Source organism: Janthinobacterium glycogeni (assembly GCF_051380725.1).
Classification (GTDB): domain Bacteria; phylum Pseudomonadota; class Gammaproteobacteria; order Burkholderiales; family Burkholderiaceae_D; genus Janthinobacterium.
Window position 1 is genome coordinate 25054 of sequence record NZ_JBNYXP010000016.1, and the last position, 23001, is coordinate 48054.

The following is a 23001-nucleotide window of genomic DNA, read 5'->3' on the forward strand; positions in this document are numbered from 1 at the left end:
CCCAGGTGTACTCTAAGAGGTTTAGTCATGTCTGATCGCCGCGCCGTTGCGCTGGTGTTGCTGTCGGCCGCCGGTTTCGGCAGTTCCGCAGTGTTTGCCAAGGCGGCCTATGCGTCCGGGGTCAACCCGTCGACCATGCTGGCCTTGCGTTTCGTTATCGCTGCCATGCTGTTGTTGCCGCTCGTGTGGCTGGGCGGCTGGCGCTTGCCGCGTGGCCGCCTGCTGGCAGGCTACATGCTGATGGGCCTGATGTACACGGCCCAGTCGCAAGGCTATTTCAATGCCCTGATGTATGCCAGCAGCGGCCTGTGCGGCATGCTGCTGTATGTGTATCCGGTGCTGGTCACCATCCTGGCGCTGGCGCTGGGCTGGGAAAAGCTGGACCGGCGCATGCTGGTGCTGATGGCGCTGGCCATCGCCGGCATGGCCATCACCCTGGGCGGCAAGCTGCAGGGCCAGCCCATCGGCATCGCCCTGGCCTTGATGGCCGCCGGCGTGTACGCCGTGTACATCCTGTTTGGCAACAGCCTGTCGAAAAGCCGCGAGAATATTCACCCATTGGCCGCCTGCGTGGTGATTCTGGGCACCGCCGGCCTGTCGAACAGCGCGATTGCCTTGTGGCAAGGCGTGTCCTTGCCGGGCACGGCGACGGGCTGGCTGGCCGTCAGCGCCATCGCCCTGTTCTCGACGGCCATCGCCATTGCCGCCTTCTTTGCCGGCGTGGCGCAGATCGGCGCGGCCAAGGCGTCCATCATTTCCACGTTTGAACCCGTCATCACGATGGCCTTCGGCGTGACCTTGCTGAAGGAATCCGTCAGCGGCACGCAATTGCTGGGCGGCGCCATGGTGCTGGCCGCCGTGGTCTTGCTGGCGCAGCGGCCCGCACCCAAGGCGGCGTCCATGCCGGGCGTGCAGGCCAGTGCCTGACCTTTTTTTTCCGAACTGATCGGCAATACCGATCGGTCTCCTTTGCGCCGCGACGGGTTTCCTGTCGCGGCGCTTTTTTTTGCGCGCCATTTATTTCACGCAAATAAGCCTTGATTGCGAATGATTCTCATTTATAATTGACTGCAAGATTCCCCCCTCACCAGCCAGCCCGTGCCAGCCAGTGTTCGCCTTGAAAGGAGACACCGTGTCGAGCACGTTCCCCATTTGCAATACCGAGCTGGTCGCCAGCGATTTTTCCCGCCTGCGCCGCGAAAAGAAGGCCCGCCACCGCGACATCGCCGAGGAGCTGGGCATAGCCGAAGGCGAGCTGATCGCCGCGCATGCGGGCTTGTCGCTGGCCAATGGCGCCTTGCTGGGCGCCGTGCGCCTGCAGGCCGACTGGCCCGCCATCATCGCCGCGCTGGAGCCGCTGGGCGAAGTCATGGCGCTGACGCGCAACGCCTCGTGCGTGCATGAAAAGACGGGCGTCTACCGCAAGGCCAGCCACAACAACCATGTGGGCCTGGTGCTGGGCGGCGACATCGACCTGCGCGTGTTTTACCGCCAGTGGGCGCATGGCTTTGCCGTGCGCGAGGTGAACGCGGGCGAGAAGGAAGTGCAGCGCAGCCTGCAGTTTTTCGATGCGGCCGGCCATGCCGTGCACAAGATTTTCCTCAAGCCGCACAGCGACCTGGCCGCCTACGACGCGTTGGTGACGCATTTTGCCGACGCGGACCAGTCGGCCGGCATCGCGGTGACGGCGCCGGCGCCGCCGGCGGCGGAACTGCCCGACGCGCAGATCGACGTGGCCGGTTTTCGCGCCGCCTGGGCCGACTTGCGCGACACGCACGAATTTTTCACCGTGCTGAAAAAATATGCGGTGTCGCGCCTGCAAGGCCTGCGCCTGGCCGAGGCGCGCTTCGTGCAGCAGATCGATAAATCCTGCGTGCTCGACCTGCTCAACGATGCGGCCCTTGAAAAAGTCTCCATCATGGCCTTCGTCGGCAATGCCGGCATGATCCAGATCCATTCGGGACCCGTGCACAAGATCGCCGTGATGGGGCCGTGGATCAATGTGCTCGACCAGCGCTTCAATCTGCATTTGCGCGAAGACCATATCGCCAGCGCCTGGGTGGTGAAAAAGCCGACCGTCGATGGCCTGGTGACCTCCGTGGAACTGTTCGATGCGAAGGGCGACACCATCGTCATGTTCTTCGGCGAACGCAAGCCGGGCGTGCATGAATTGTGCGAATGGCGCCACATCGTCGACAGGGTGGCGCAGGAGGGCGAGCTATGCGCCGCATGATCGCCGCCAGCGTGGCGCGCCGCATCGCGCTGAAAAAAATGGGGGCGGGCGCGCTGGCCCTGGCCGCGCCGATGCAGGTGCTGGCGGCCGTGGCCGACGCGGGCAAGCCTGTGGCGAAAGCGCGGCGCATCGTCAGCGTGGGCGGCGCCCTGACGGAAATCGTCTATGCGCTCGAGGCGCAGGGCGAACTGGTGGGCGTCGATACCACCTCGCTGTATCCGGCTGTGGCGCAGCAACTGCCGCAGGTCGGTTATGCGCGCACCCTGTCGGCCGAGGGCGTGCTGTCGCTGGCCCCCACGCAGCTGATCGCCACCGAGGAAGCGGGGCCGCAAGCGGTGCTGCGCCAGGTGCGTGACGCGGGCGTGCCGGTGGCGGTACTGAATGCGAACAACCGGTTCGAAGGCTTGCTGGACCGGGTAAAACAGGTGGGCCGGATCACGGGCCGCGCCGATCCGGCCGCGCGCCTGGCGCAAGCCTTGCAGCAGCAGTGGGACGGCGCGCTGGGCAAGGTGCGCCAGCGGCAGCATGCGCCCGTGCGCGTGCTGTTCATCCTCGCTCATGCCCCGAACCAGGTGATGGTGGGCGGGCGCGAGACGGGCGCCGACGCCATGCTCGCGTATGCGGGCGCCGTCAACGTGATGGGCGGGCAGGGCGGATTCGCCGGCTACAAGCCGCTCACGCCGGAAGCCGTGATCGCCGCGCGGCCGGACATCGTGCTGGTCACCGACCAGGGCTTGAAAGCCTCGGGCGGCGTGGACGGCATCTTGAAATTGCCAGGACTGGCGCAGACGCCGGCCGGGCGCAGGCACCGCATCGTCTCGCAGGAAGCCATGCTGCTGCTGGGCTTTGGCCCGCGCATGCCGCAGGCGCTGGCCGAACTCGACGCCGCGTTCTCCCAAGCCATGGCCGCATGAACGTGGCGGCCCTGGTCTCCGCCGCGCCCTGGCGCTGGCCTCGCTGGGGCGCCGGCGGTCTGCTGGCCGCCGCGTTGGCTGGCGGCTTGCTCGTCGCCGTGCAGGCGGGCGCCGTGCCGGTGACCCTGGCGGACTGGCTGGCGCCGTTTCAAGCGGGCGACGAGGCGCTGTCCGGCGGCGCGTATGTGCTGTGGCATATCCGTTTGCCGCGCGCCCTGTTCGCCGCCCTGATCGGCGCCGCGCTGGCGCTGGCCGGCGGCCTGACGCAAGGGCTGTTCCGCAATCCGCTGGCCGATCCGGGCTTGCTGGGCGTGAGCAGCGGCGCCGCCTGCGCGGGCGCGGCCACCATCGTTTTCGCGGCCAGCCTGCACGTGGCGCCCGAACTGCGCGTGTGGCTGCTGCCCGCCGCCGCGTTCGGCGGCGCCATGCTGATCTGCGTGCTGCTCGACCGTGTCGCCCGCTGGGCCACGCCCGGTTCCATCGTCGGCCTGCTGCTGACGGGCGTGGCGCTGAACGCCATCACGGTGGCCGTCATGGGCCTGTGCATCTACCTGGCCAGCGACGACCAGCTGCGCACCCTGACTTTCTGGACTCTCGGCTCGCTGTCGGCCGGCAGCTGGCGCCAGGTGGCGGCCTTGCTGCTGGTGCTGGCCGGCGCGCTGTGGGCCACGCGCTTCCTGATGCGCTCATTGAACGCGCTGGCGCTGGGCGAGGCGCAGGCGCTGCACGTGGGCATCGACGTGGGCCGGCTGCGCACGCAGGTGATCGTACTGGTGGCCGTGCTGACCGGGTTTGCCGTCGCCTGGTGCGGCGGCATCGGTTTCATCGGCCTGATCGCGCCACACCTGGTGCGCACCTGGCTGGGCGCCGACCAGCGCAAGGTACTGCCGCTGGCGATGCTGATGGGAGGCTTGCTGTTGCTGTTGGCCGATACCCTGGCGCGCACGGTCGCCATTCCCGCGGAAGTCCCCGTCGGCATTTTCACGGCCTTGCTGGGCGGGCCATTTTTCCTGATGCTGTTGCGGCGCTTCCGCCACGGCACCGCCTAGAGGTGAACATGACGCCGATACTGGAACTCTCCTTCGCCACCACGCAAATGGGCCAGCAGTATTTCGGCCCCTTCAATCTGCAGGTGGCACCCGGCGAGCGCGTCGCCATCCTCGGCCCCAGCGGCGCGGGCAAGTCGACCCTGTTGAAACTGATGGCGCGCGAACTGCATCCGCAGGCGGGCCAGGTGGTATTCGCCAGCCGGCCGCTGGCGCGGTGGCCGCTGGCCGAACTGGCCCTGCGCCGCGCCGTCCTGCCGCAAGGCTCGAACGTGGCCTTCGGGCTGCAGTGCGAGCTGGTGATCGGCCTGGGGCGGGTGGCGCGGCTGGCCGACCCGCAGCTGGGGCGTATCGTGCAGGACGCGGCCGCCCTGGCGCACGCCGCGCATCTGCTGGGGCGGCGCCTCGACACCCTGTCCGGCGGCGAACAGGCGCGGGTACAGCTGGCGCGCATCTTCGCGCAGATGTGGGACGTACAGGATGGCTTGATCCTCGTCGACGAACCGCTGGCGGCGCTCGATCCCGGCCTGCAATTCGATTTGCTCGACAGCCTGCAGCAGTTTTGCGCCGCGCGCGGCCATGCCGTCATCGCCATCCTGCACGACATCAATCACGCCTTGCTCGGTTTCGAGCGGCTGCTGCTGGTGCGTTCGGGCCAGCTGGTCGCCGATATCGCCAGCGATGCGGGCGCCGTGCCCGCCCTGGCCGCGCTGTACGGCATCGCCCTGACGACGGCGACCAGCAGCGAGGGCCACGTGTGCGTCATTCCCGCGAGAAGCGCCGTGCGCAGGGCAGCCTGACGGACTCACTCGCTCAATCAATTCATCACCACACGTCCGCCGCGCGCGGCCGCGCCATCTGGCCGCTGCCCAGCAGCCACACCATCAGGGCATCGGCCTGTTCCCGCGTGGCGGCCACTTCCTGCAGGATGCCGAAGGCCTTCATGGCGCCGGCCGCCATGGCCTGCAGGCGCGCGCGCTGTTCCGCATCTTCCTCGACCGATACCAGGCCACGGCACAGGGCGGCCAGCGCTGCCTTGTTATGCTTGAGCCACAGGCCGCGGCGCCTGCGGTCGATGTGCGCTTCATCGCCGCGTTCCTCTTCGAACAGCATGACGAACGGTTCGCCATGGCGCAGCAGGGCGTCCATGTCGTTTTCCCACAGCGGGGCATAGCCGTCGACGGCCGTTTCAGGGCGAAAGCGCACGATGGGAAAGTCGCTGACGTCGTGGATGGAAAAATGTGCGGGATTCGGTTTCATGGCGTGCTTCCTTGCGATGGGGTTGAGAAGGCTTGCCAGCCGCCGCCCAGCGCCTTGTAGACCTGGACCAGCGACAGCGAGGCGGTGGCGCGGCTGTCGACCAGCGCCGCTTCGTTGTTCAATAAGGTGTTTTGCACATGCAGCACGTTGATCAGGTCCGTGCCGCCCTGGCGGTACTGCAGTTCCGCGCTGCCCAGCGCGCGCCGTCCCTGCTTGACGGCTGCGTCGAGGCTGGCCTGGCGGCGGGCGTTGGCCTGGTAGCCCGAGAGCGCATCTTCTACCTCGTGCCAGGCGGCCAGCACCGTCTGGCGGTAGGCGATGGCCGCTTCCTGCTGCTGCGCCTCGCGCAATTGCAGGTTGCCGCGCAGGCGGCCGCCATCGAACAGGGGCACGCTGAAGCCGGGGCCGAAGGCGAAGCGCTTGGCGTCCCAGCCGATGTCGGACAGCTGCATCGCCTGCAGGCCGACGCTGCCCGAGAGCGTGATGCGCGGATAAAAATCGCCTTGCGCCACGCCGATGGCGGCCGTGGCCGCGTGCAGCTGCGCTTCGGCGCGGCGGATGTCGGGACGCCGCTCGGCCAGGCTGCTCGGCACGCCCAGCTGCACCTGCATGGCCACAGCGGGAATGTCCTTGCCCGCCGCCAGTTCCGTCTGCAGGGATTGCGGCGGCAGCGCCAGCAAAAGGGCGAGGGCATTGCCCAGGCGCGCTTCGCGCTGCTGCAGCGGCGGCAGGCGCGCCTCGATGGTGGCCACGTGGGCCGCCGCCTCGGCTTCGTCGAGCTGCGTCGCCGCGCCTTCGCGCAGGCGGATGTGCGTCAGTTCCAAGGTATGGCGGGCGATATCGAGCAGCTGCTGCGTGATGGCCAGGGTCTGCTGCGCGCCGCGCAGCTCGATGTAGTCGCGCGCCGTCTCGGCCAGCACGGCCAGCAGCACGCCGCGCTGGGTTTCCACGGCCGCGTCGACCCGCGCGTCGGCCGCTTCCACTTCGCGCCGCACGCGGCCCCACAAGTCCAGCTCCCAGGCCGCATCGAGGTTGCCTTGCCACAGGTTGTAGGCGGACTGGCCGTTGTGGCGCGACGGGTCGCTCAGCCCTTGCTCGCTGTTGCGCGCGCGGCCATAGCTGCCATTCGCACCCAGCGACGGGCCTTGCGCGGCGCCGGCCACGCCGCGCGCGGCACGGCTTTGCTCGAGACGGCTGGCCGCCGCCAATACGTCGAGGTTGGCGCCGGCGGCGCGCTGCAGCAGCGACGACAGGGTGGCGTCGCCAAAGCTGTCCCACCAGCGCTGCTCGATGGCGCCATCCTCGCTTGCGGCGAAGCGGGCATGCTCCGCCTGGCGCCATTGCTGTCCCAGGTCGTTGAGTGGGCGCTGGAAGTCGCTGCCGACGCTGGCGCAGCCGGCCAGGCCCAGGGCCGTGAAGAGTATCAGTGCTTTCATCGCGCGCTCACCTGCTTCAGTTCTTGACGACGCATGGCCGTATCGATGCGCACCTCGGCCGACATGCCCACGCGCAGGCGGGCGTCGCCATCCTGGCCGGGATCGAGCGCGATCCTGACGGGGATGCGCTGCACCACCTTGGTGAAGTTGCCGGTGGCGTTTTCCGGCGCGATGGCGGCGAACGTCACGCCCGTGGCGGGGGCGATGCTGTGCACCGTGCCGCGCAGGAGCACGTCCGGATAGGCGTCGACGGCGATGCTGGCGCGCTGGCCCTGGCGCACGTGCGTCAGCTGGGTTTCCTGCAGGTTGGCGACGACGAAGCTGCGGTTCAGGGGCACCACGGCCATCAGGCTGGCTCCGGGCGCCACCAGGGCGCCGACGCGCACGGCGCGGCGTCCGACGATGCCGTCGATGGGGGCGCGCAGCTGCGTATGCGACAGGTCCAGTTCGGCCCGTTGCAGGCTGGCGCGGGCCCGCAGCAGGGCCGCTTCGGTCGCGCCTTGCTGCGCCTGCAAAATGTCCGTCTGCTTGCGGGTGGCGACGAGGGCGGCGCGGTTTTGCGCCAGGCGCGCGCGGCTCACGTCGAAGCGCGACTGCGCCTGCTGCGCGTTTTGCACGCTGCCCGCGCCCTGGCCGGCCAGGTGCGTCGAGCGGGCCAGTTCCTGCTGCGCCAGTTTGTCTTCCGCCTGGTTGGCGTCGACCAGGGTGCTGGCTTGTTCGATCACCGATTGCTGGCGCTGCAAGGTGGCGCGGGCATAGTCCAGCTGCGCCTCGGCGCCGGCTACCTCGGCGCGGGCCGAGGCGGCGGCGGCCTGGTAATCGCGGTCGTCGATGCGCGCCAGCAGCTGACCCGCCTTGACAGTCTGGTTGTCTTCCACCAGCACTTCCCGCACGATGCCGCCCACCTTGGGGGAAAGCACGGTGTAGTCGGCGCTGACAAAGGCGTCGTCGGTGGCTTGTTCGTCGCCACGGGCGAACAGCAGTTGCCAGGCACAAAAGGCGAGGGCGCAGGCCAGCAGGGCCAGGCCGAGAAGAAAGGCGCGCGAGCGCAGTATGGGTGTTTGCATGGTGAAGCTCTTTCTTGAAGTAAAAGTCAGGCGGCGCGCGGCGGATAGACGCGCGTCGGCAGGATGGGAATGATCACAATCATGGCCAGCGCGATGGCGGCGACAATGAGGTACAGGTCGGACGAGGTCAGGGTGACGACTTGCGCATGCATGCGCTGCGCAATTCCCGCCATGTCCACGCTGGCTGGCAGGTTGCCCAGGCGTTCGCTGAGCACCGTCGAATGAAAATGGTTGCGGCGCGTGATCAGCGCATCGAGCACGCCGGTGGCGACGACGGCCGACATGCCCTTGATGGTGTTGAACCAGGCCGAGGCGAAAGGGCCATCTTGCGGCGCCAGGCCCGTCGTGGCCAGCAGCAGCAAGGGAATCACGGCCATCGGTTGCGCAAAGATCTGCACCGCCTGCAGCAGGTAGAAATGCGTGCGTATCCAGTCGGGCGACATGCGCGCGCCGAGCACGCAGGACAGGGCCAGCAGGGCCAGGCCGATGGCCAGCACCCAGCGGCAGTCGACGGCGCGGAGATTGCACAGGGCGGCCACCAGCGGCAGGGCGATCAACTGCGGCAGCGCCACCATCAGCATCACGGGCGCCGTCTGCAGCGGGCGGTAGGCGTGCACCTGCGCCAGGTAGGACGAGGGAATCAGGATCACGGCCAGCAGCACGAAGAGCACGCCGCCCAAGGTCAGCAGGGCGTGGCTGAGGTTGCGCCGCGATAGCAGCTGCAGCTTGAAGAACGGCAGCGGATGCGACCATTCGTGGATGAAGAACAGCACCAGCAGCAACAGGCCGCCGCCCAGCAGCACGCAGATCAGCGGCGACGCGAACCACGCCAGGCGCTCGCCCTGCAGCAATCCCACCACCAGCATGCAGATGGCGGGCAGGCCAAGCAGCAGGCCGCGCCAGTCGAACTGGCGCAAGCGTTCGAGGCGCAGCGGGTCTTGCGGCAAGCCCCACGACACCATCAGCAGGGCGGCGATGCTGCCCGGGACGACTTGCCAGAAGGCCCATTGCCAGCCCAGGTACTCGGTCCAGAAGGCGGCCAGCGGCGTGCCCAGGCTGGGACCGAAAGTGGCGCTCAGCGCATAGCCGCCCAGGCCATACAGCTTGATGTTCGGCGGCAGGAAGCGCAGCGCCACCGTCATCAGCATGGGCGGCAGGGCGCCGCCGGCCGCGCCCTGCACCACGCGCAGGACCATCAGCGCGGACAGGTTCGGCGCGAACGGGCATAGCACGCCGGCGGTCATGCAGACGATGATGGCGGCGGCCGTCAGGCGGCGCAGCGAAAAGGTGACGGAGCACCACGGCGCGAACGCCATGGCCGATACCGAGGCGGCCGCATACAGGGCGACGAGCCAGCTGGCGTCGTCGCGCGCGATGCCCATAGCGCCGCGGATGTCGGCCAGCGCGACCTTGGTGATGTTTTCATTCAGGCCGGACACCAGCACGGCCAGCAGCACGCCGGCCAGGCCCGTGGCCAGGCGCAGGCCGAAAACTGGGGGAGCGGGCGGTGAAGGGGGAGGCGGCACCGTCGGGACGGCGCCGGGTAGCAGTACAGCGGACACAGGGAACTCCGTGGATGAGAATCAGTCCACGCAGTATAGGTAGCCGTTAATCTTGTGAAAATTGATAATTAATGAACTTTGAATTGCGTCTGGTGCAATGATGAATGGGGGCGGCCCCCGGTCTCTCTTAGTCGTTGGGTTTGGCGTCTGGCGGGTGGGTTCAGCTGGGGTCAGACCCGCAAGGGTCTGACCCCGTGCACAAGTCCTTGATCATGCGGCGCAGCCAGCGGTGCGCATGGTCGTGATCGAGGCGCGGGTGCCAGGCCTGGAATACTTCCACGCTGTCGACGGGGATCGGCAGCTGGAAGGTGCGCAGCTTCAAGCCCAGGCGCTCGACGATGGCCAGCAGGGGCGTGGGCATCAGCGGCAGCAGCAGGCGCGAATCGGCCACGGCGAAGATGGCGGACTGGAAGTTGGGGCTGATCAGGGACACTCTGCGCGTGTAGCCGCGCTCGGCCAGCGCCGTGTCGAAAGGGCCACGCGCCAGGCCGCGCCGCGACACGCTGATATGTTCGTATTCGGTAAAGCTGTCCAGATTGATGGGGCCGTCGAAGAGCGGGTGGTCGCTGCGGGCGATGCCGACAAAGCCGCTGGTAAACAGCTGCTGCAGCTTGATGTCGGGCGCAAAGGCGCGCCGCGCGCTGATGTACAGGTCGATACGGCCCGCGTGCAGGGCGTCGTTTTCCGTGGCGCCATCGCCCTCGGGCACGAAGCGCAGCACCGTGTGCGGCGCATGGATGGCCAGCAGGTCGCGCAGCTTGCCGCCGTAGGCGCCGACAAACACGTCGTTGGCGCACAGGCTGAAGGTGCGTTCCAGGGTGCGCAAGTCCACTTCGCGGCCGGAGGTGAAGATGGCGTGCGCCTGCTCCACCACGCCGCGCACCTGCTCGCGCAATTCCAGCGCGCGCGGGGTGGGCGCCAGGCCGCGCCCGGAGCGCACGAAGACGGGGTCGCCGATGGCGTCGCGGATGCGCGCCAGGGTGCGGCTCATGGCTGGCGCGCTCAGGTTCATGCGCCGCGCCGCGGCCACGGCGCTGCCTTCCTCGAGCAGGATGTCGAGGGCGACGAGCAGGTTCAGGTCGGGGAGTTTCATGCGGCGATTATAGCCGGTGGGCCAACGTCGGCGCTGCGCCGGCAGGACGCCGGCGCAGATGGATGCTACTGCGGTATTACTCGGCTGCCGGCTCGGCGCCGCAGCATTTCTTGAACTTCTTGCCGCTGCCGCAAGGGCAGTCGTCGTTGCGGCCCACTTTCGGCTCTTCGCGCTTCATGGTTTGCACGGGAGCCTTGCGGCGCGGGACCCAGAAACGGTGGATGGCCGGCAGGTTCGCTTCCAGTTCCTGCGCCAGCTTGTGCGCCTTGACCGGATCTTCCACCAGCTTCAGTTCTTCTTCCTTGATTTCGTCGGCGCCCAGCAGGTAGATCGGCTGCATCAGCTCGGCCACTTCGGAATCCCAGATCTCGTTCCACGAGCCCGGACGCAGCTCCATGCCGTCCCAGAAGCCCCAGCACCAGGCTTCGGCGTCGATCAGGGTCTGGCCTTCGTAGTCGTGCTCGACGAACAGGGCTTCGAACTCTTTCGGCGCCACTTCAAACGTCACCAGCACTTCGTTCATGAAGCGCATGATCAGGTTGACGATGCGTTCTTCTTCCTTGCTGTTCTTGAATTTCGGCGCATCTTCGGCATCTTCGCCCCACACGCGCGGCAACCACTCGGCCGGCATGATCGGTTCCGGGCCGATGGCGACGGCCGTCAGATAGCCGTGCAGCATATCCATGGTCATCGCGTCTTCGGAGCAGCGCTCCGACAACAGGAATTGGTCTAATTCGTCGAATTCTTTTTCTGATAATGGCTGTTCGAGTTGCATGGCTTGCTCTTTGTATTGAATGTAAGCCGCCAGTATACGCCTTGCGGCGCTTCATCACCGAAGTGTTTGCACCGGCGGCCCGCGCGCGCCTTACAATGTCGCTTATGCACAATGAAAACCAGCCGCACGAGGACGACCGGCCCGTCCATCCCTTTTCCGCCCTGAGCCCCGACTGCGTGCTCGACGCCCTCGGCAGCGTGGGCTTGCGCGGCGATGGCCGTCTGCTGGCCCTGAACAGCTATGAAAACCGCGTCTACCAGGTGGGCATCGAAGACGGCGCGCCCCTGGTGGCCAAGTTTTACCGTCCCGCGCGCTGGAGCGACACGGCCATCCTGGAGGAGCATGCGTTCGTCTCGGAACTGGTCGAGCGCGAAATCCAGGTGGTGCCGGCGCTGGAAATCAACGGCAGCACCCTGCACCAGTACCAGGGCTTCCGCTTTGCCGTCTTCCCCCGCCACGGCGGCCGCGCGCCCGAGCTGGACGACCCGGCGACCCTGGAATGGATAGGGCGCTTCATCGGCCGCATCCACGCCGTCGGCGCGCTGTCCGCGTACCAGGAACGCCCGGCGCTCGACCACCAGACGTTCGGCGTCGAACCGCGTGAGTTCTTGTTGGAGGGTAATTTCCTGCCGCCCGAGCTGCTGGCAGCCTATTCCAGCGTGGCGCAGCAGGCGCTCGACGGCGTCAAGCGCTGCTACGACCGCGCGGGCGACGTGGCCGTGCTGCGCACGCATGGCGATTGCCATGGCGGCAACGTGCTGTGGACGGACGCCGGCCCCCATTTCGTCGATTTCGACGATAGCCGCATGGGCCCGGCCATCCAGGATCTGTGGATGATGCTGTCGGGCGAACGCGGCGACCAGGTGCGCCAGATGAGCGACATCCTGGCCGGCTACGAGGATTTCTGCGATTTCGACCCGCGCCAGCTGTACCTGGTCGAAGCGCTGCGCACCCTGCGCCTGATCCATTATTCCGCCTGGCTGGCGCGTCGCTGGGACGACCCCGCCTTCCCCGTCGCCTTCCCGTGGTTTAACACGCAGCGCTACTGGCAGGACCGTATCCTGGAACTCAGGGAGCAGGTTGCCCTGATGGATGAGGCGCCGCTCTGGCCCATTTGACCTAAACGCCCGAAAAGCGTGGTAAAAGTCGCTCTTCTTGCAGTGCTGATTTGCATGTGCTTACTCGATAATGGTGCTAATAAATTCCCATAAGCAACGGAATTCACCCGAATAAGCGAGAAATCATGCAAGCACAGCAAAATCAGCGCCAGGCCGCCTCCCTCACCGTCGCGTATTCCGCCGACGACGAGTTCGACCAGGACAGCATCGTTTCGCTGCATGATTTCAAGGACCTGGAGCGCAAGGCTGACGTACCTGCGCCAGTGCCTGTCCCTGCCGCTCCCGTCGCCGCGATGCCCGAACCGCAAGCCGAACCGGCAGCGGAAACCGACGCCAAGGCGCCCGCCGCCGAACGTCAGAAAATGGAATTGAAAGCCATCCACGAGGCGATCGCCCGCGTGGAAGCGGAAGCGAAAGCCACCTGCGCCGCCGAAAGCCGGGCCTTGGCCGAGGCGCGCGTGCGCTCGCTGGCCGAGGACCGCGCCGCCATCGACGCGGCCGCCGCCGCCGCCGCACAGCAAAATGCGCAGGCTGCCGAAGAGGCGATTGCCGCCAACCGCGAACGTCTCGACACCATGCGCGCCGCCGCGCAAGCGAGCGTGGCCCGCCTGGAAGCCGTCAAGCAGGAGACGGCCGAACTGCGCGCCCGCGTGGAGTCCGACAATGCCATCCGCCTGGCCGCCGAGCAGCGCGCGCGCGCCGAGCAGGAAAGCCGGCTGCGCGCCAGCGAGCAGGTGGCCGTGCAATCGGAACTGGCCGAGCAGGCCGCCCGCGCCGCCGAGGAATTGCAGGTGCAGACGGAGCAGGCGCGCCTGCAAGCCGTCGAGCGCGTCGCCGCCGTGCAGGCGGCCAAGGAAGAAATGGTGGGCATCGCCTCGGCCGATGCCCGCGTCGCCGTGCTGGCGCGCGAACGCGAGCGCCATGCCCACGGCGCGCGCCAGACGGCGCAGATGCTGGCCGAAGCGGAAAGCGAAGCGCTGGATTTGACGGTGCAGCGCGAGCGCGCCGACCAGATCGCGCTGGAATCGGCCTTCAACCGCGCCGCCGCCGAAGTGCGCGCGCTGGAAGAGGCGCGCGCGCTGGCGCACCTGGAACAGGAACGCGAAGCCATCGCGCTGGCGCAGGCGGAATCGGAGCGCCATGCGGCGCAATCCCTGCGTTTGCGCCTGCAGACGGAAAAGGAATTACGCGACGCGGCCATCCACCGCGAGCGCCTGGAAATGGTCGCCGTAGCCAGCGCGCAGGCACGCCGCGACGCCGACGTGCGCATCCTGGCCGCCACCGAGGCGCGCATCGAGGTGGACCGCCAGCTGCGCGCCGTGGCGCTGGCCCGCGTCACCGCGGAACAGGATGCGGAAATCGCCGGCCATGCCAAGCTGGAAGCGGAAACGGCGGCTCTCGAAGAAACCAGGGCACGCGAAGCGGCCGAGCAGGCGGCCGCCGTGGCGGCCGCCCGCGAACTGGAAGAGCAGCAGCGCGCCGCCAGCCTGGCGCAGGAACGGGCCGAGCTGGCGCGCCAGGCGGCGGAACTGGCCGCCAGCCAGAACGACGCCGAGCAGGCCGAGGTCGATGCCGGAAAAGCAACTTTAGCCGCGCAGGAACAGGCAGCGCAACTGGCGCAGGAAAAAGCCTTGCAGGCCGAGCAGCTGCTGCAGGCGGAGCAGGAGCGCCTGGCCGCCGAACAAGCCGCCATCGTCGCCTTGAAAGAAAAACTGGCAGCGGAAGCGCTGGCGTGCAACGCGGCGCAGGAACGCGTCGCTGCCGAAGGCGCGCAAGCGGAACTGCTGCGCCGCCAGCATGCTGCCGAACTGGCCTTGCAGGAAGCGGCGCAGAAGGAAGCGGACGCCATCCGCATCCTGATGGACCAGGCCCTGGTCGAAGGCGAGCAAAAAGCCGCTGCCGCCCAAGCCGTGCAGGCGCAGGCGCGCCTGGCCGTGGAACTGGGACAAGTGCATAGCGAGCGCGCCCGCGTGGAAGAAGACAAGGCGCAAGCCGCCGAAGCGCTGCTGGCGTCCGAACGCGATTTCGTCGCGGCCGAACGCGAATCGCTGGCCCTGATCGCGCAAAAACTGGTGCAGCAGCGCCAGACCAGCAGCGCCGAAGAGCGTGCCTCGCAAGCCATCGCCGGCCGCCTTGAAGCGGAAAAACAGGCGACGGCGGCAGCCGAGGCGCGCGCCGCCGTGGAACAGCAGGCGCTCGACGCCATGCGCCAGCGCGAGCAGCTGGAACTGGCCGCGCAGCAGGCAGCCAGCGAAAAACTCGATGCGCAGCAAGCCTTGCTGGCCAGCGCCCAGGCCCACGCCGCCCTGCAGCGCAAGGCGGCCGAGACCACGCGCGCGATGGCCGAGGCCAAACAGCTGCTGCTGGAACGGGACACGGCCCGCGCCCAGCAGCAGGAGCGCGAACTGGCCGCCCTGCGCGCCAGCCTGGAGCAGCCGCAAAGCGCGTTTTCCAGCTCCTTGACCGCCGCCCGCGCGAAAGCCGGACAGGTCAGCTCGGCCAGCTTGACGCGCGAAGTGATCGAGCGCCTGACGCAGCCGAATGAGTCGGCCGGCGCCGTCTGGCGTTCGCGCTAGGCAGGAACGTTTAAAACTTCCTGCCCACCCCCACCAGCAAGACATCCGCATCGCGGTGGTAATCCGTCACCACCCGGTTCCACGCCACGTGCGCCACCCAGCGGCGGTTGACGTGGTAGCGGGCCACGGCTGACAGCAAGCCGGTCAGGCGCGTGCTGTGGCCCTGGGTGTCGCGGCCGTCCCACGCCAGGTAGGGGCCGCCGCCCATGCCGAATTCCACCTTTTCATTGAGCGAGCGGATCAGCCACAGCTGGGCGGCCACGCCGCGCCGGTGCGCCAGGTCCGTGTCGCCCTCGTCGAGGGCGGTGACCGTCCAGTCCACGTATTTTCCCGCCGCGCGCCGGTATTCCAGCGTGAACGGGCGCGAGGACTCCGAGCGCAAGCTGTTGACGATGGTATGGCCCGTCGACAGGGTCAAGGTATCGTCGTGGGCCCAGTTCTGCAAGTGCAGCTTGGCGCCGGGCACGCCATCGTAGCGATAGCCTGCGCCGATCAGCAGGTGCGTGGTGTTGTCCTTGCCGTCCGGCTTGATGCGGTTGAGCTGCGCTTGCGCATACCAGCGGTTGTCGAACTGCCAGCGCGCCTGCAGGCTGACGATGGAACCCCAGCCATGGTCATTGTCGAAATTGTGCAGGCCGTCGTCGGTCCTGGCCGTATCGAAGAAAAAATAGCGGCCCGCGCCGGCGCCCAGCATCAGGCCTTGCTCCACTTTTTTCGTGCGCAGCCAGACCTGGCCCGCCATGCCGTCGCGGTGGTGGTCTTCCGGGTGTCCCTCGTTGATGTACGACAGGCTGACGGCGCTGTAGTCGCCCACCGGCTGCGTGTAGCTGATGGCGGCGACAAAGGTACGCTCATTGGTCGTGTTGACCTTCAGGGCGCCGGCCATGCCGGAAATATCCTGTGCATGGGCGGACAGGGCGAGCGAGGCGGCCAGCAAGGCCAGGGCGGCGGGGCATATGCGCATGGTATTTCCGATAGTGGTGATACACGCTAATGGTGGGCTGGCTGGATGTGCTGCGTTAGCGCAAGCATCGTGCATTTTTACTACAGCAATGAAAAGTTCCAGTCAGAACTAATTGCGAGTGTATAAGAAAGTGAGAATGTGTGAGGCGCGCCATGCATTGCTTGCTGAAGCGGGCCGGCGGCGGGAGCGGAGGACGGAGGGCGCCGGCACGAGTATGGCTGGCCGGCGCGGGATTGCTGGACTTGCGGTCCTATTACTGTCTCTATTACTGGCTCAACACCACTTTATCGGCAAAATATTCCGTCTCGCCGAAGCATTGCGTGGGCACGCCCTTGTGCTGGCTGTAGGTGACGAGGATGCGCTTGCCGGCGGCGGCCGTCAGCTGCTTCGCCACTTCCTCGTCGCGCACGCTGAACTGGAATTTTTCCGGGATGGTGCCCGGCAGCGCCGTCAGCAGCAATTCACCTTCCCAGGTCTTGCAGATCCAGCCTCGCTTGGAAAACTTTTGCAGGTAACCCGCCCGTTCGCCTTCCGAGTACGAGAAGCTGAGGGCCATCCACGTATAGGCGGCCAGCAGCAGGAAGCCGGCCACGAGGAAGATGACGAAGGCGAAGGTGACTTTTTTGGTCGTAGGGGTCATGTTAAGGGGTGAATTGTTTAGGTGGAGAAAGAGTTAGTCTTTCCGTCCGGCTTTCCAGTTCAAGCCGAAATTGTAGCGTTCGTCCATGGCCTGGTGCGCCGTGATTTTACCTTGGCCGCCGAAGTATTCCACCAATTTTGTCACTTGCAGGTTGCCGCCGTGGTTTTCCAGCATGGCGATGGCGCACATGGCGTGCTGGCTGTCGCTGTCGAGGCGCACTTCCACCGTCGGCTGGCCGGGAATCTCGATCGTCACGACGCCATCCGTGGCGGCCCAGTTCGGCACGCCTTCGTAGATGAAGGCGTACACGAGCACGCGCTTGATCTGGTCGAAATGGGTGCCGTTGATGAAGATGTTTTCGCCGCTGCTGACGCTGCCCGTGCGGTCGTCGCCTTCCAGGTGGATGTACGGCGGACGGTCGTAGGCGCCCCAGCTGTTGCCCAGCGCCTGCACGGCGCTCTTGCTGCCATTGCTCATCTCGAACAGGCAGCCGATGTCGAGGTCGATGCCGCCCGCGCGGCCGGCCGGCTTGTTGAACAGCTTGCCCAGGAAGCCCGTGTCGAGCTTGGAGGCGGGCGCCTGGCCTTGCGACGCGTTCTGGTTCCAGTTCAGGTTGACGCGGATGCGGCCGTAGCCGCCGCTGTCGCGCTTGTCGAGCGAGATCTTGTCGCCGCGTTTTTCCAGGCGAATCTTCGACAGCGAGATTTTATTCGCCGCCGGCGGGGCCGCCGGCGTGGGTGCTGGCGCCGGGGCCGATTGCGCCGCCTCGCTGCCGCCGAAGTGCTTCAGCAGCGCCGCAAGGCCGCCCGCGAAACCCTGGCCCACGGCGCCGAAGCGCCAGCTGCCGTCGCGGCGATACAGTTCGCCGATGATGACGGCTTTTTCATCCTGGAAGTCATTGCCCGTGAAGGCGAACGTGGCCGCCTGGCCCAGCGCCATGCTGGAGTTGCCCAGCGCGCGCATGCTGCCCTGTTCCGTCGCCGCCGTGAAGACCAGCTTGTCGATCGAGGCGGGCAGGCGGGAAAGGTCCACCTGGAAGACGGAGCGGGGGCCGTTCAGCTCTACCGTGACGGCGTTGTCCGGCGCGCTTTTCTGGTTGTAGAACACCATGTAGCGGTCGTCCGACAGCTTGCCGGCCGCATCGACGCCGAAGCAGCTGACGTCCACTTCCATCGAACCCGATACGATATCGAGCGTGACGGCAAACGGGCCGTTCAAGCCCAGGTCTGCCAGTTTGCCTTTTTGTCCGCGTGTGAAATTGGTCATGGTCGTGCAATCCCTTCGTCGCTTGAGAGTTGAGTCAATGAGGTATTCGAATGGTGTGCGGCGGCGTTGTCGGGCGCATGGCGGATGCCGAACAGGCGCGCCTGCTCGATGATGCGCAGGGCCCAGCTGCTGTGCGTGGCCACTTCGCACATCGATTCCTGCATGCGGAACACGGCCGGGCTGTCCGGGTCGATGATGCGCAGCGCCAGTTCGATGTCCGACTGCGCCACCTGGTAGTGGCGCTCGATCTGCGGCACCTGGTCGGGGTGGATGGCCGTCTTGGCGATCATGCCATGCGCCATGTCCTGCGCCACTTCGGCGTCCAGCCAGCTGCCCTGCGACAGGTGCTCGAAGACGGGCGCCGTCAGCTGGAAGCCGTGCGGCTTGAAGATGGTGACCAGGCGGCCGATGACCTGGCCCAGCGGCGTTGAATAAATCGTGCCGCTGGTGGGGCGGCGCAAGCCCAGCAGGGCTAATAAATCGTTGCCGCCGATGCGCAGGGCCAGGATGCGGCGGCGCACTTCCGGCGCGGACAGGATGATGCGGAACTGCTTCATTTCCTCGTCGTCGAATACTTCCGCCGTTTCCAGGGTCGGCATCAAGAGGTGATGCGTGTGGCGCACCAGCTCGAAATACGCGGCGAAGTTGTGGCGCGTGGATTTCGGCAGCACGAAGCCGCTCAATTTGTCGGCGCCCGGCATGGCCAGCACGCGCGCCAGCACCTCGAGATTACGCACGCGCACGAAGCGCAAGGTGTCCGATTCGTCGGCCATGTTTTGCAGCGCCAGCGACAGGTTGAACAGCGCGTAACTGAGGTCGCGTTCGGCGATGGCGTCTTCGGTGCAAAGGATGACCGAGCGCAAATGGCTGAATTTGTCGCCATTGGCGATCGCCAGCAAGTCCTTGTGCGTGGTCGGCACATACATGGAGGCGCCCAGCGCCGCTTTATGTTCGCTTTGCGGGTGTAGGGAGTTGTTATCCATCGACTGCGCTCCTGATAAGGGCGACCGCCTGGTAAGGCAGCGCCGGTTCTACTGTGACGGGTATGGCTTTTTCCTGCGCCAGAAGCAGCAAATGTGCCACGTCCGGCGCATTCGTGTCGCGCACGATCAGGCGTTCGGGCACGCGGCGCAGCAGCACGCGCGTCGCTTCGCCGATGCCCGGCTTGATCAGGTTGATGTCGCTGATGCCGTATTGCTGCTGCGCCGCGGCCATGTAGGCTTGCGAGCGGGCCGCCATGGCTGGCGCATCGCTCGCTTCGGCCAGCGGGATGCCGCTGCTGGCGGCAATCGCCATGGCGTCGGCCACCAGGCCGTCGGCGAAGGCGCGCGACTGGTCGTGCTGCTCGAACTGCGCGTAGTACACGCAGCCGTGGAAGTCGTCCGGACCGATGGCATCATTCAACACGGAGCGGCTGACGAGGCCCGACACGGTGGCGTTCAGGATGCTCGACGGAATCAGGTAGTCGCCCGACGAGGCGGCGCAGGCGGCCGTGCCTGCCAGGTCGGACAGCACGAACAGGCCGCCGTCGATCGCCGTGCCATGCGCCGCGTTGAAATCGTTCACCGTCTGGCGCAGCTCGCGCGAGATCACGCCCTTGCCCGTCCAGCCGTCGACGAAGACGATGGATTCGGCAGCATGGCCCTGCGCCAGGATGTGCTTCAAGGCGTTCGCATCGATGCCGCGGTCGCGGATGATGGAAACGGAATAATGGCTGCACTCGCGCTGGAACACCTGGCGCAGCAAATGGCCCAGAATGACGCCCACGGGCGTGCCGGCGCGCGCCAGCGACACCAGCGTGACGGGCCCCGTGCGGCGCGCCGCGATCAGGGCCGCCAGGCGCAGGCAGTCGCGCGCCATCTGCAGGCGGTTGGCCGCGAACGCGCTCCGGAACAGGGCCAGGTAGGCGGGCGAGGGCAGGGATTCCGGCGACAGCATTTCGCTGTAGTGGCGCTGGCCAGACTGGATCAGCCGCTCTTTTTCGGCCAGGTCGAGGATGGGTTCGAGCGCCATCGGCGTGAGAAGAAATTGGACGTCTTCCTGCCGGTAGCTGCCGCTGAAATGCTGCGTGCTGTCGGTCATAGCGCCGCCACCGTGAGTGCCGCCAGCTGGGTGCCGTTGGGGATGATGGCGTAGTCGCAGGCGGCCATGAAGCGGGCGTCCGAACGGCTGTCGCCCATGCCGAAGCTGACGATGGGGCCGTGTTCGGCTTCCAGTTCCGCGCGCAGGTAGGCCACGGCGCGCGCCTTGTTCAGGGTCTTGGGCAGCACGGCCAGGTTGTTGCCGTTGCGGTGGATGAAGTAGTCGGCGCCTTCGGTGGCGATCCACTGTTGCAGCACCTGTTCTTCTATGTCGGCCAGGCGCTCGCCGCGCGCTTCATGGTCCTTGACGACGATGTAGAACGGCGTGTTGTAGTCTTCGATCAGGCGCGCGCGCGAGGGCATGCCTGTTTTGATCTGGAAATCGTCGATGATGCGCATGGCGTCCCGCAGGCCGGGCAGGGCCGTCTGCATGTCGTCCTGCATCAGGGCCAGCCAGCCAGCGTCGAGCGCGCCGCCCGGCTGCAGCACGATGCCGCCGTAATCGAGCACGCTATAGCTGGTAAACGGCAGGTCGACCCTGCGGAAGGCGTCGCCGTTTCTCGCCGTGGCGGGAATCAGGGTCATGCCGCTTTGCGCGAATTCAAAGAAGGCGCGCTGGCGCGCCGTCGTAAACGAGCAGGCGTCGCCATTTTTCAGATAGGCGGCCGGCTGCAGGTCGGTCTCGCCAAGGCATTTTTTCGGGGTCTGGAACAGTGTGTCGTCCAGATCAACAAACAGGAATTTCTTCAATTTTGGTCTCTGACTGAAAGTGGAACAGGCGGCCGTTCAACTGGCCGGCGAGTTGCATGAGGGCGGGGCTGGCCGGGGTTTCATGGCAGATGAAAACGTGCTGGTACTGGCCAGGCGCCACGTTGTACAGGTAGTTGGCGATGCCTTCGCCGTAATTGTCGTCGCAGCGGACGATATGGCCGACGGAGCCCCACGACAAAATCGGCGAGCGCGTGGTCGACTGCACCACGACGTTCTTGCCCAGCGCTTCGAGTTCGCGCGCCAGCAGGAACGACGGGTGCATGAATTCGCCCGTGCCCAGCACCAGCACGGAGTCGCCGGCGCCGATTTCCTGCGCCAGCTGCACCGCCAGGCCTTGCGGCGGCGCCAGGGCGCGGCCCACGCCGATGCGCCCGAACGCGGGGCTGGCGCCACGTTCCGCATTCGCCTCGAAGCGCTGCGCGCTGGCCGCCACGGGAGCCGGCGCGTCGCCGGCCTGGAAGGCGTACTGGCCGGACAGCGCCGCGCCGATGGTCGTGGGCAGGCCGAAACGCTCACTCAAGCCCGCGTTGGCGGCCTGGCCCATGAAATTGGTGATCACGCCCAGGTGCAGTTTTTCCAGCTGCGGATAGCGCGCGCGGCACACTTGCACCAGATTGGCGAAGGTGTTGCCGGTCGATGCTTCATCGTCGATCAGCACCAGGCTGCGCGCCGTGGAAAACAGGGCGCTGGCCGCGTCCGACAGGTGCAGGAACTGGCGCGGCGCGTGGCTGTGCGATTCCTCGAATTCGAAGAAGGGCACCGTGCCTACGCGGTAGCGCGAACTGTGTAGGAACAGCGCCTTGCCATTCGGATTGGCGCGCAGCCACGCCTCGAACACGCCCTGGCCGAGGCCGACGGCCGTTTCCGCCATGGCGATGAAGACCACGGGACCGGGCAGGCTGGGGGGGATCTGCGCGGCCAGGTCGTCGTGGATGGTTTGCATGGCGCGCGGCGTGACGGGCCAGTGCTTGCCCAGCACCTTCGAGAGGAACAAAAAGCCGCGCTTGGCGTTGGCGCGCGCGGCAAAGCCGATCAGCCAGTCCAGCGGAAAGCGCGCCTCGTCCACTTTCAGGGTCAGTTCGCCCGTGGGCATCTGCTGCTTGACGAGGTTCATGGCAGCTCCACGGCGCAGGCGGCTTCCCCCACGCGCATGCCATCGCGCATGGCGGGCACGGTGAGCTTGTCAAAGCCCTGGTCGAAGCCGGCCAGCGCCAGGTAGGGCAGGTTGGGACCGGCCGCGCAAGCCATGCCGATGCCGCCCGACATGCGCGGGTTGATCTCCAGCAGTGCCAGGCCGTTCGCGCCTTCACGGAACTGGATGTTGAAGACGCCATTCAGGCGGTAGTCGCGCGCCAGTTTGTCGCAGGCCGCCAGCAGGTCGGCGCGCAGTTCGATCAGCTGTCCGCTGCCGCCCCCATGCAGCTTCTTGCGCGGCACGGCGCAAATGAGCTGGCCCTGGTCGGCGACGCAGTCGGCGCTGTATTCGTGACCGTCGAGGTATTCCATCAGCAGCAGGGTCTTGAACGTTTCCATCTGCGCCAGGCCGTTGCGCAGCTCTTGCGCATTGACCTGGTAGGCGGCGCCGGCCAGCAGCAGCTGGGCGGTGCTGCGCTCTTCATCGAGTATGGCAAAGCCCAGGGCATACACGGATTCGGACGGCTTGATGCACAGCTTGGGGTAGCGAGGGCGCAGCTCGGCGTAGGCGGCGTCGTATTGTGCAATGGTGGTCACGGCGCGGTAGTCGGCCGGGCGCGCCATGGGCAGGTCGAGGCCCTCGCAGAAGCGCGCCTTGTCGTGCATCAGGGCCAGGGTGTCTTCGCTGGCCACGCTGAGCACGCGCGTGCCGATGGCGGCGAAGCGCGCGCTGGCGCTGCCGATCAGGCCAGCTTCCTTGCCGGGCCAGAAAATCGTGATACCCCGGTCGCGGCAAAATTCCAGGCACCACTCGACATAGTTGTGGCCCGTCAGGCCCGACGGTTCGACCGCATACTCGTGGGCCGACAGGAAGGCCGCCGCATGCGCGTTCGTATTGCTGCACACGATGTGATAGCGGGGCGCGCCACTGGTCGCGGCCATATCGGCTTCGCGGATCAGGCGCATCGCCGTGCCGACCGAGGAAAATGTTTTGTTGAACCAGACTCTTTGCATGTACGGGGACCGGGTGGAAATAGGGAAAGCCGCGCGCAGGTGCGCGCGCGG

21 protein-coding genes are annotated in these 23001 nt (G+C 66.7%); 7 read left to right on the forward strand and 14 right to left on the reverse strand.

Features of this window, described 5'->3' with window-relative positions; genetic code table 11:
• Nucleotides 1–27: 27 nt before the first annotated feature.
• The 5 genes from ACQ4W4_RS25180 (at nt 28) to ACQ4W4_RS25200 (ending at nt 4993) form a co-directional block, all read left to right on the forward strand.
• Nucleotides 28–927 carry a DMT family transporter gene (locus tag ACQ4W4_RS25180; RefSeq protein ID WP_436544274.1) on the forward strand — a complete coding sequence of 300 codons (900 nt, stop codon included), beginning with the start codon at nt 28–30 and terminating at the stop codon, nt 925–927.
• Nucleotides 928–1132: 205 nt separating this feature from the next.
• A complete protein-coding gene (locus ACQ4W4_RS25185) occupies nt 1133–2233 on the forward strand; it encodes a hemin-degrading factor (protein ID WP_436544275.1) in 1101 nt (366 codons plus the stop codon).
• Complete coding sequence (locus ACQ4W4_RS25190) at nt 2221–3147, forward strand: heme/hemin ABC transporter substrate-binding protein (protein ID WP_436544276.1); 927 nt, start codon at nt 2221–2223, stop codon at nt 3145–3147. Before ACQ4W4_RS25185 ends, ACQ4W4_RS25190 begins: the two co-directional genes overlap by 13 nt.
• Nucleotides 3144–4196, forward strand: a complete 1053-nt coding sequence (locus tag ACQ4W4_RS25195) for a FecCD family ABC transporter permease (RefSeq protein ID WP_436544277.1) — start codon at nt 3144–3146, stop codon at nt 4194–4196. The genes ACQ4W4_RS25190 and ACQ4W4_RS25195 overlap by 4 nt, the downstream gene beginning before the upstream one ends.
• Before the next feature lie 8 nt (nt 4197–4204).
• Nucleotides 4205–4993, forward strand: coding sequence for an ATP-binding cassette domain-containing protein (locus tag ACQ4W4_RS25200; RefSeq protein WP_436544278.1), 789 nt, complete (start codon nt 4205–4207; stop codon nt 4991–4993).
• Between the two features lie 25 nt (nt 4994–5018).
• On the opposite strand, the gene ACQ4W4_RS25205 is transcribed toward ACQ4W4_RS25200, so the two are convergent.
• The 6 genes from ACQ4W4_RS25205 to ACQ4W4_RS25230 all read right to left on the reverse strand — a co-directional run bounded on the left by ACQ4W4_RS25205 (nt 5019) and on the right by ACQ4W4_RS25230 (nt 11386).
• Nucleotides 5019–5453 carry a hypothetical protein gene (locus tag ACQ4W4_RS25205; RefSeq protein ID WP_436544279.1) on the reverse strand — a complete coding sequence of 145 codons (435 nt, stop codon included), beginning with the start codon at nt 5451–5453 and terminating at the stop codon, nt 5019–5021.
• The gene (locus tag ACQ4W4_RS25210) at nt 5450–6889 is read right to left on the reverse strand and encodes an efflux transporter outer membrane subunit (RefSeq protein ID WP_436544280.1); all 1440 of its coding nucleotides are present in this window, start codon (nt 6887–6889) and stop codon (nt 5450–5452) included. Before ACQ4W4_RS25210 ends, ACQ4W4_RS25205 begins: the two co-directional genes overlap by 4 nt.
• Nucleotides 6886–7956: an HlyD family secretion protein gene (locus ACQ4W4_RS25215; RefSeq protein WP_436544281.1), complete on the reverse strand. Its 1071-nt coding sequence runs from the start codon at nt 7954–7956 to the stop codon at nt 6886–6888. Before ACQ4W4_RS25215 ends, ACQ4W4_RS25210 begins: the two co-directional genes overlap by 4 nt.
• 26 nt (nt 7957–7982) lie before the next feature.
• Complete coding sequence (locus ACQ4W4_RS25220) at nt 7983–9518, reverse strand: MFS transporter (protein WP_436544282.1); 1536 nt, start codon at nt 9516–9518, stop codon at nt 7983–7985.
• Between the two features lie 160 nt (nt 9519–9678).
• Entirely contained in the window at nt 9679–10611 is a 933-nt protein-coding gene (locus ACQ4W4_RS25225) for a LysR family transcriptional regulator (protein WP_436544283.1), read from the reverse strand.
• A 76-nt stretch (nt 10612–10687) separates the two neighbouring features.
• Complete coding sequence (locus ACQ4W4_RS25230; protein ID WP_034785080.1) at nt 10688–11386, reverse strand: UPF0149 family protein; 699 nt, start codon at nt 11384–11386, stop codon at nt 10688–10690.
• Nucleotides 11387–11490: 104 nt separating this feature from the next.
• Here ACQ4W4_RS25230 and ACQ4W4_RS25235 point away from each other — a divergent pair, with 104 nt between their 5' ends.
• Both ACQ4W4_RS25235 and ACQ4W4_RS25240 read left to right on the forward strand, forming a co-directional pair.
• Entirely contained in the window at nt 11491–12504 is a 1014-nt protein-coding gene (locus ACQ4W4_RS25235) for a serine/threonine protein kinase (protein ID WP_436544284.1), read from the forward strand.
• A 125-nt stretch (nt 12505–12629) separates the two neighbouring features.
• Entirely contained in the window at nt 12630–15080 is a 2451-nt protein-coding gene (locus ACQ4W4_RS25240) for a coiled-coil domain-containing protein (protein ID WP_436544285.1), read from the forward strand.
• Between the two features lie 10 nt (nt 15081–15090).
• On the opposite strand, the gene ACQ4W4_RS25245 is transcribed toward ACQ4W4_RS25240, so the two are convergent.
• The 8 genes from ACQ4W4_RS25245 to ACQ4W4_RS25280 form a co-directional block, all read right to left on the reverse strand.
• On the reverse strand, nt 15091–16044 hold the full coding sequence (locus ACQ4W4_RS25245) for a hypothetical protein (RefSeq protein WP_436544286.1): 954 nt from the start codon (nt 16042–16044) through the stop codon (nt 15091–15093).
• A 265-nt stretch (nt 16045–16309) separates the two neighbouring features.
• Complete coding sequence (locus ACQ4W4_RS25250; protein WP_071078763.1) at nt 16310–16684, reverse strand: DUF8785 domain-containing protein; 375 nt, start codon at nt 16682–16684, stop codon at nt 16310–16312.
• 33 nt (nt 16685–16717) lie between these two features.
• Entirely contained in the window at nt 16718–17950 is a 1233-nt protein-coding gene (locus tag ACQ4W4_RS25255) for a TerD family protein (protein ID WP_436544287.1), read from the reverse strand.
• A complete protein-coding gene (locus ACQ4W4_RS25260) occupies nt 17947–18933 on the reverse strand; it encodes an HpcH/HpaI aldolase/citrate lyase family protein (RefSeq protein ID WP_436544288.1) in 987 nt (328 codons plus the stop codon). Before ACQ4W4_RS25260 ends, ACQ4W4_RS25255 begins: the two co-directional genes overlap by 4 nt.
• Nucleotides 18926–20032: a cysteine protease StiP family protein gene (locus tag ACQ4W4_RS25265; RefSeq protein ID WP_436544289.1), complete on the reverse strand. Its 1107-nt coding sequence runs from the start codon at nt 20030–20032 to the stop codon at nt 18926–18928. The genes ACQ4W4_RS25260 and ACQ4W4_RS25265 overlap by 8 nt, the downstream gene beginning before the upstream one ends.
• The gene (locus ACQ4W4_RS25270; RefSeq protein ID WP_436544290.1) at nt 20029–20781 is read right to left on the reverse strand and encodes an HAD family hydrolase; all 753 of its coding nucleotides are present in this window, start codon (nt 20779–20781) and stop codon (nt 20029–20031) included. The genes ACQ4W4_RS25265 and ACQ4W4_RS25270 overlap by 4 nt, the downstream gene beginning before the upstream one ends.
• Complete coding sequence (locus tag ACQ4W4_RS25275; RefSeq protein ID WP_436544291.1) at nt 20759–21916, reverse strand: phosphoribosyltransferase domain-containing protein; 1158 nt, start codon at nt 21914–21916, stop codon at nt 20759–20761. Before ACQ4W4_RS25275 ends, ACQ4W4_RS25270 begins: the two co-directional genes overlap by 23 nt.
• Nucleotides 21913–22950, reverse strand: a complete 1038-nt coding sequence (locus tag ACQ4W4_RS25280) for an ATP-grasp domain-containing protein (RefSeq protein ID WP_436544292.1) — start codon at nt 22948–22950, stop codon at nt 21913–21915. Before ACQ4W4_RS25280 ends, ACQ4W4_RS25275 begins: the two co-directional genes overlap by 4 nt.
• Between the last annotated feature and the right edge of the window lie 51 nt (nt 22951–23001).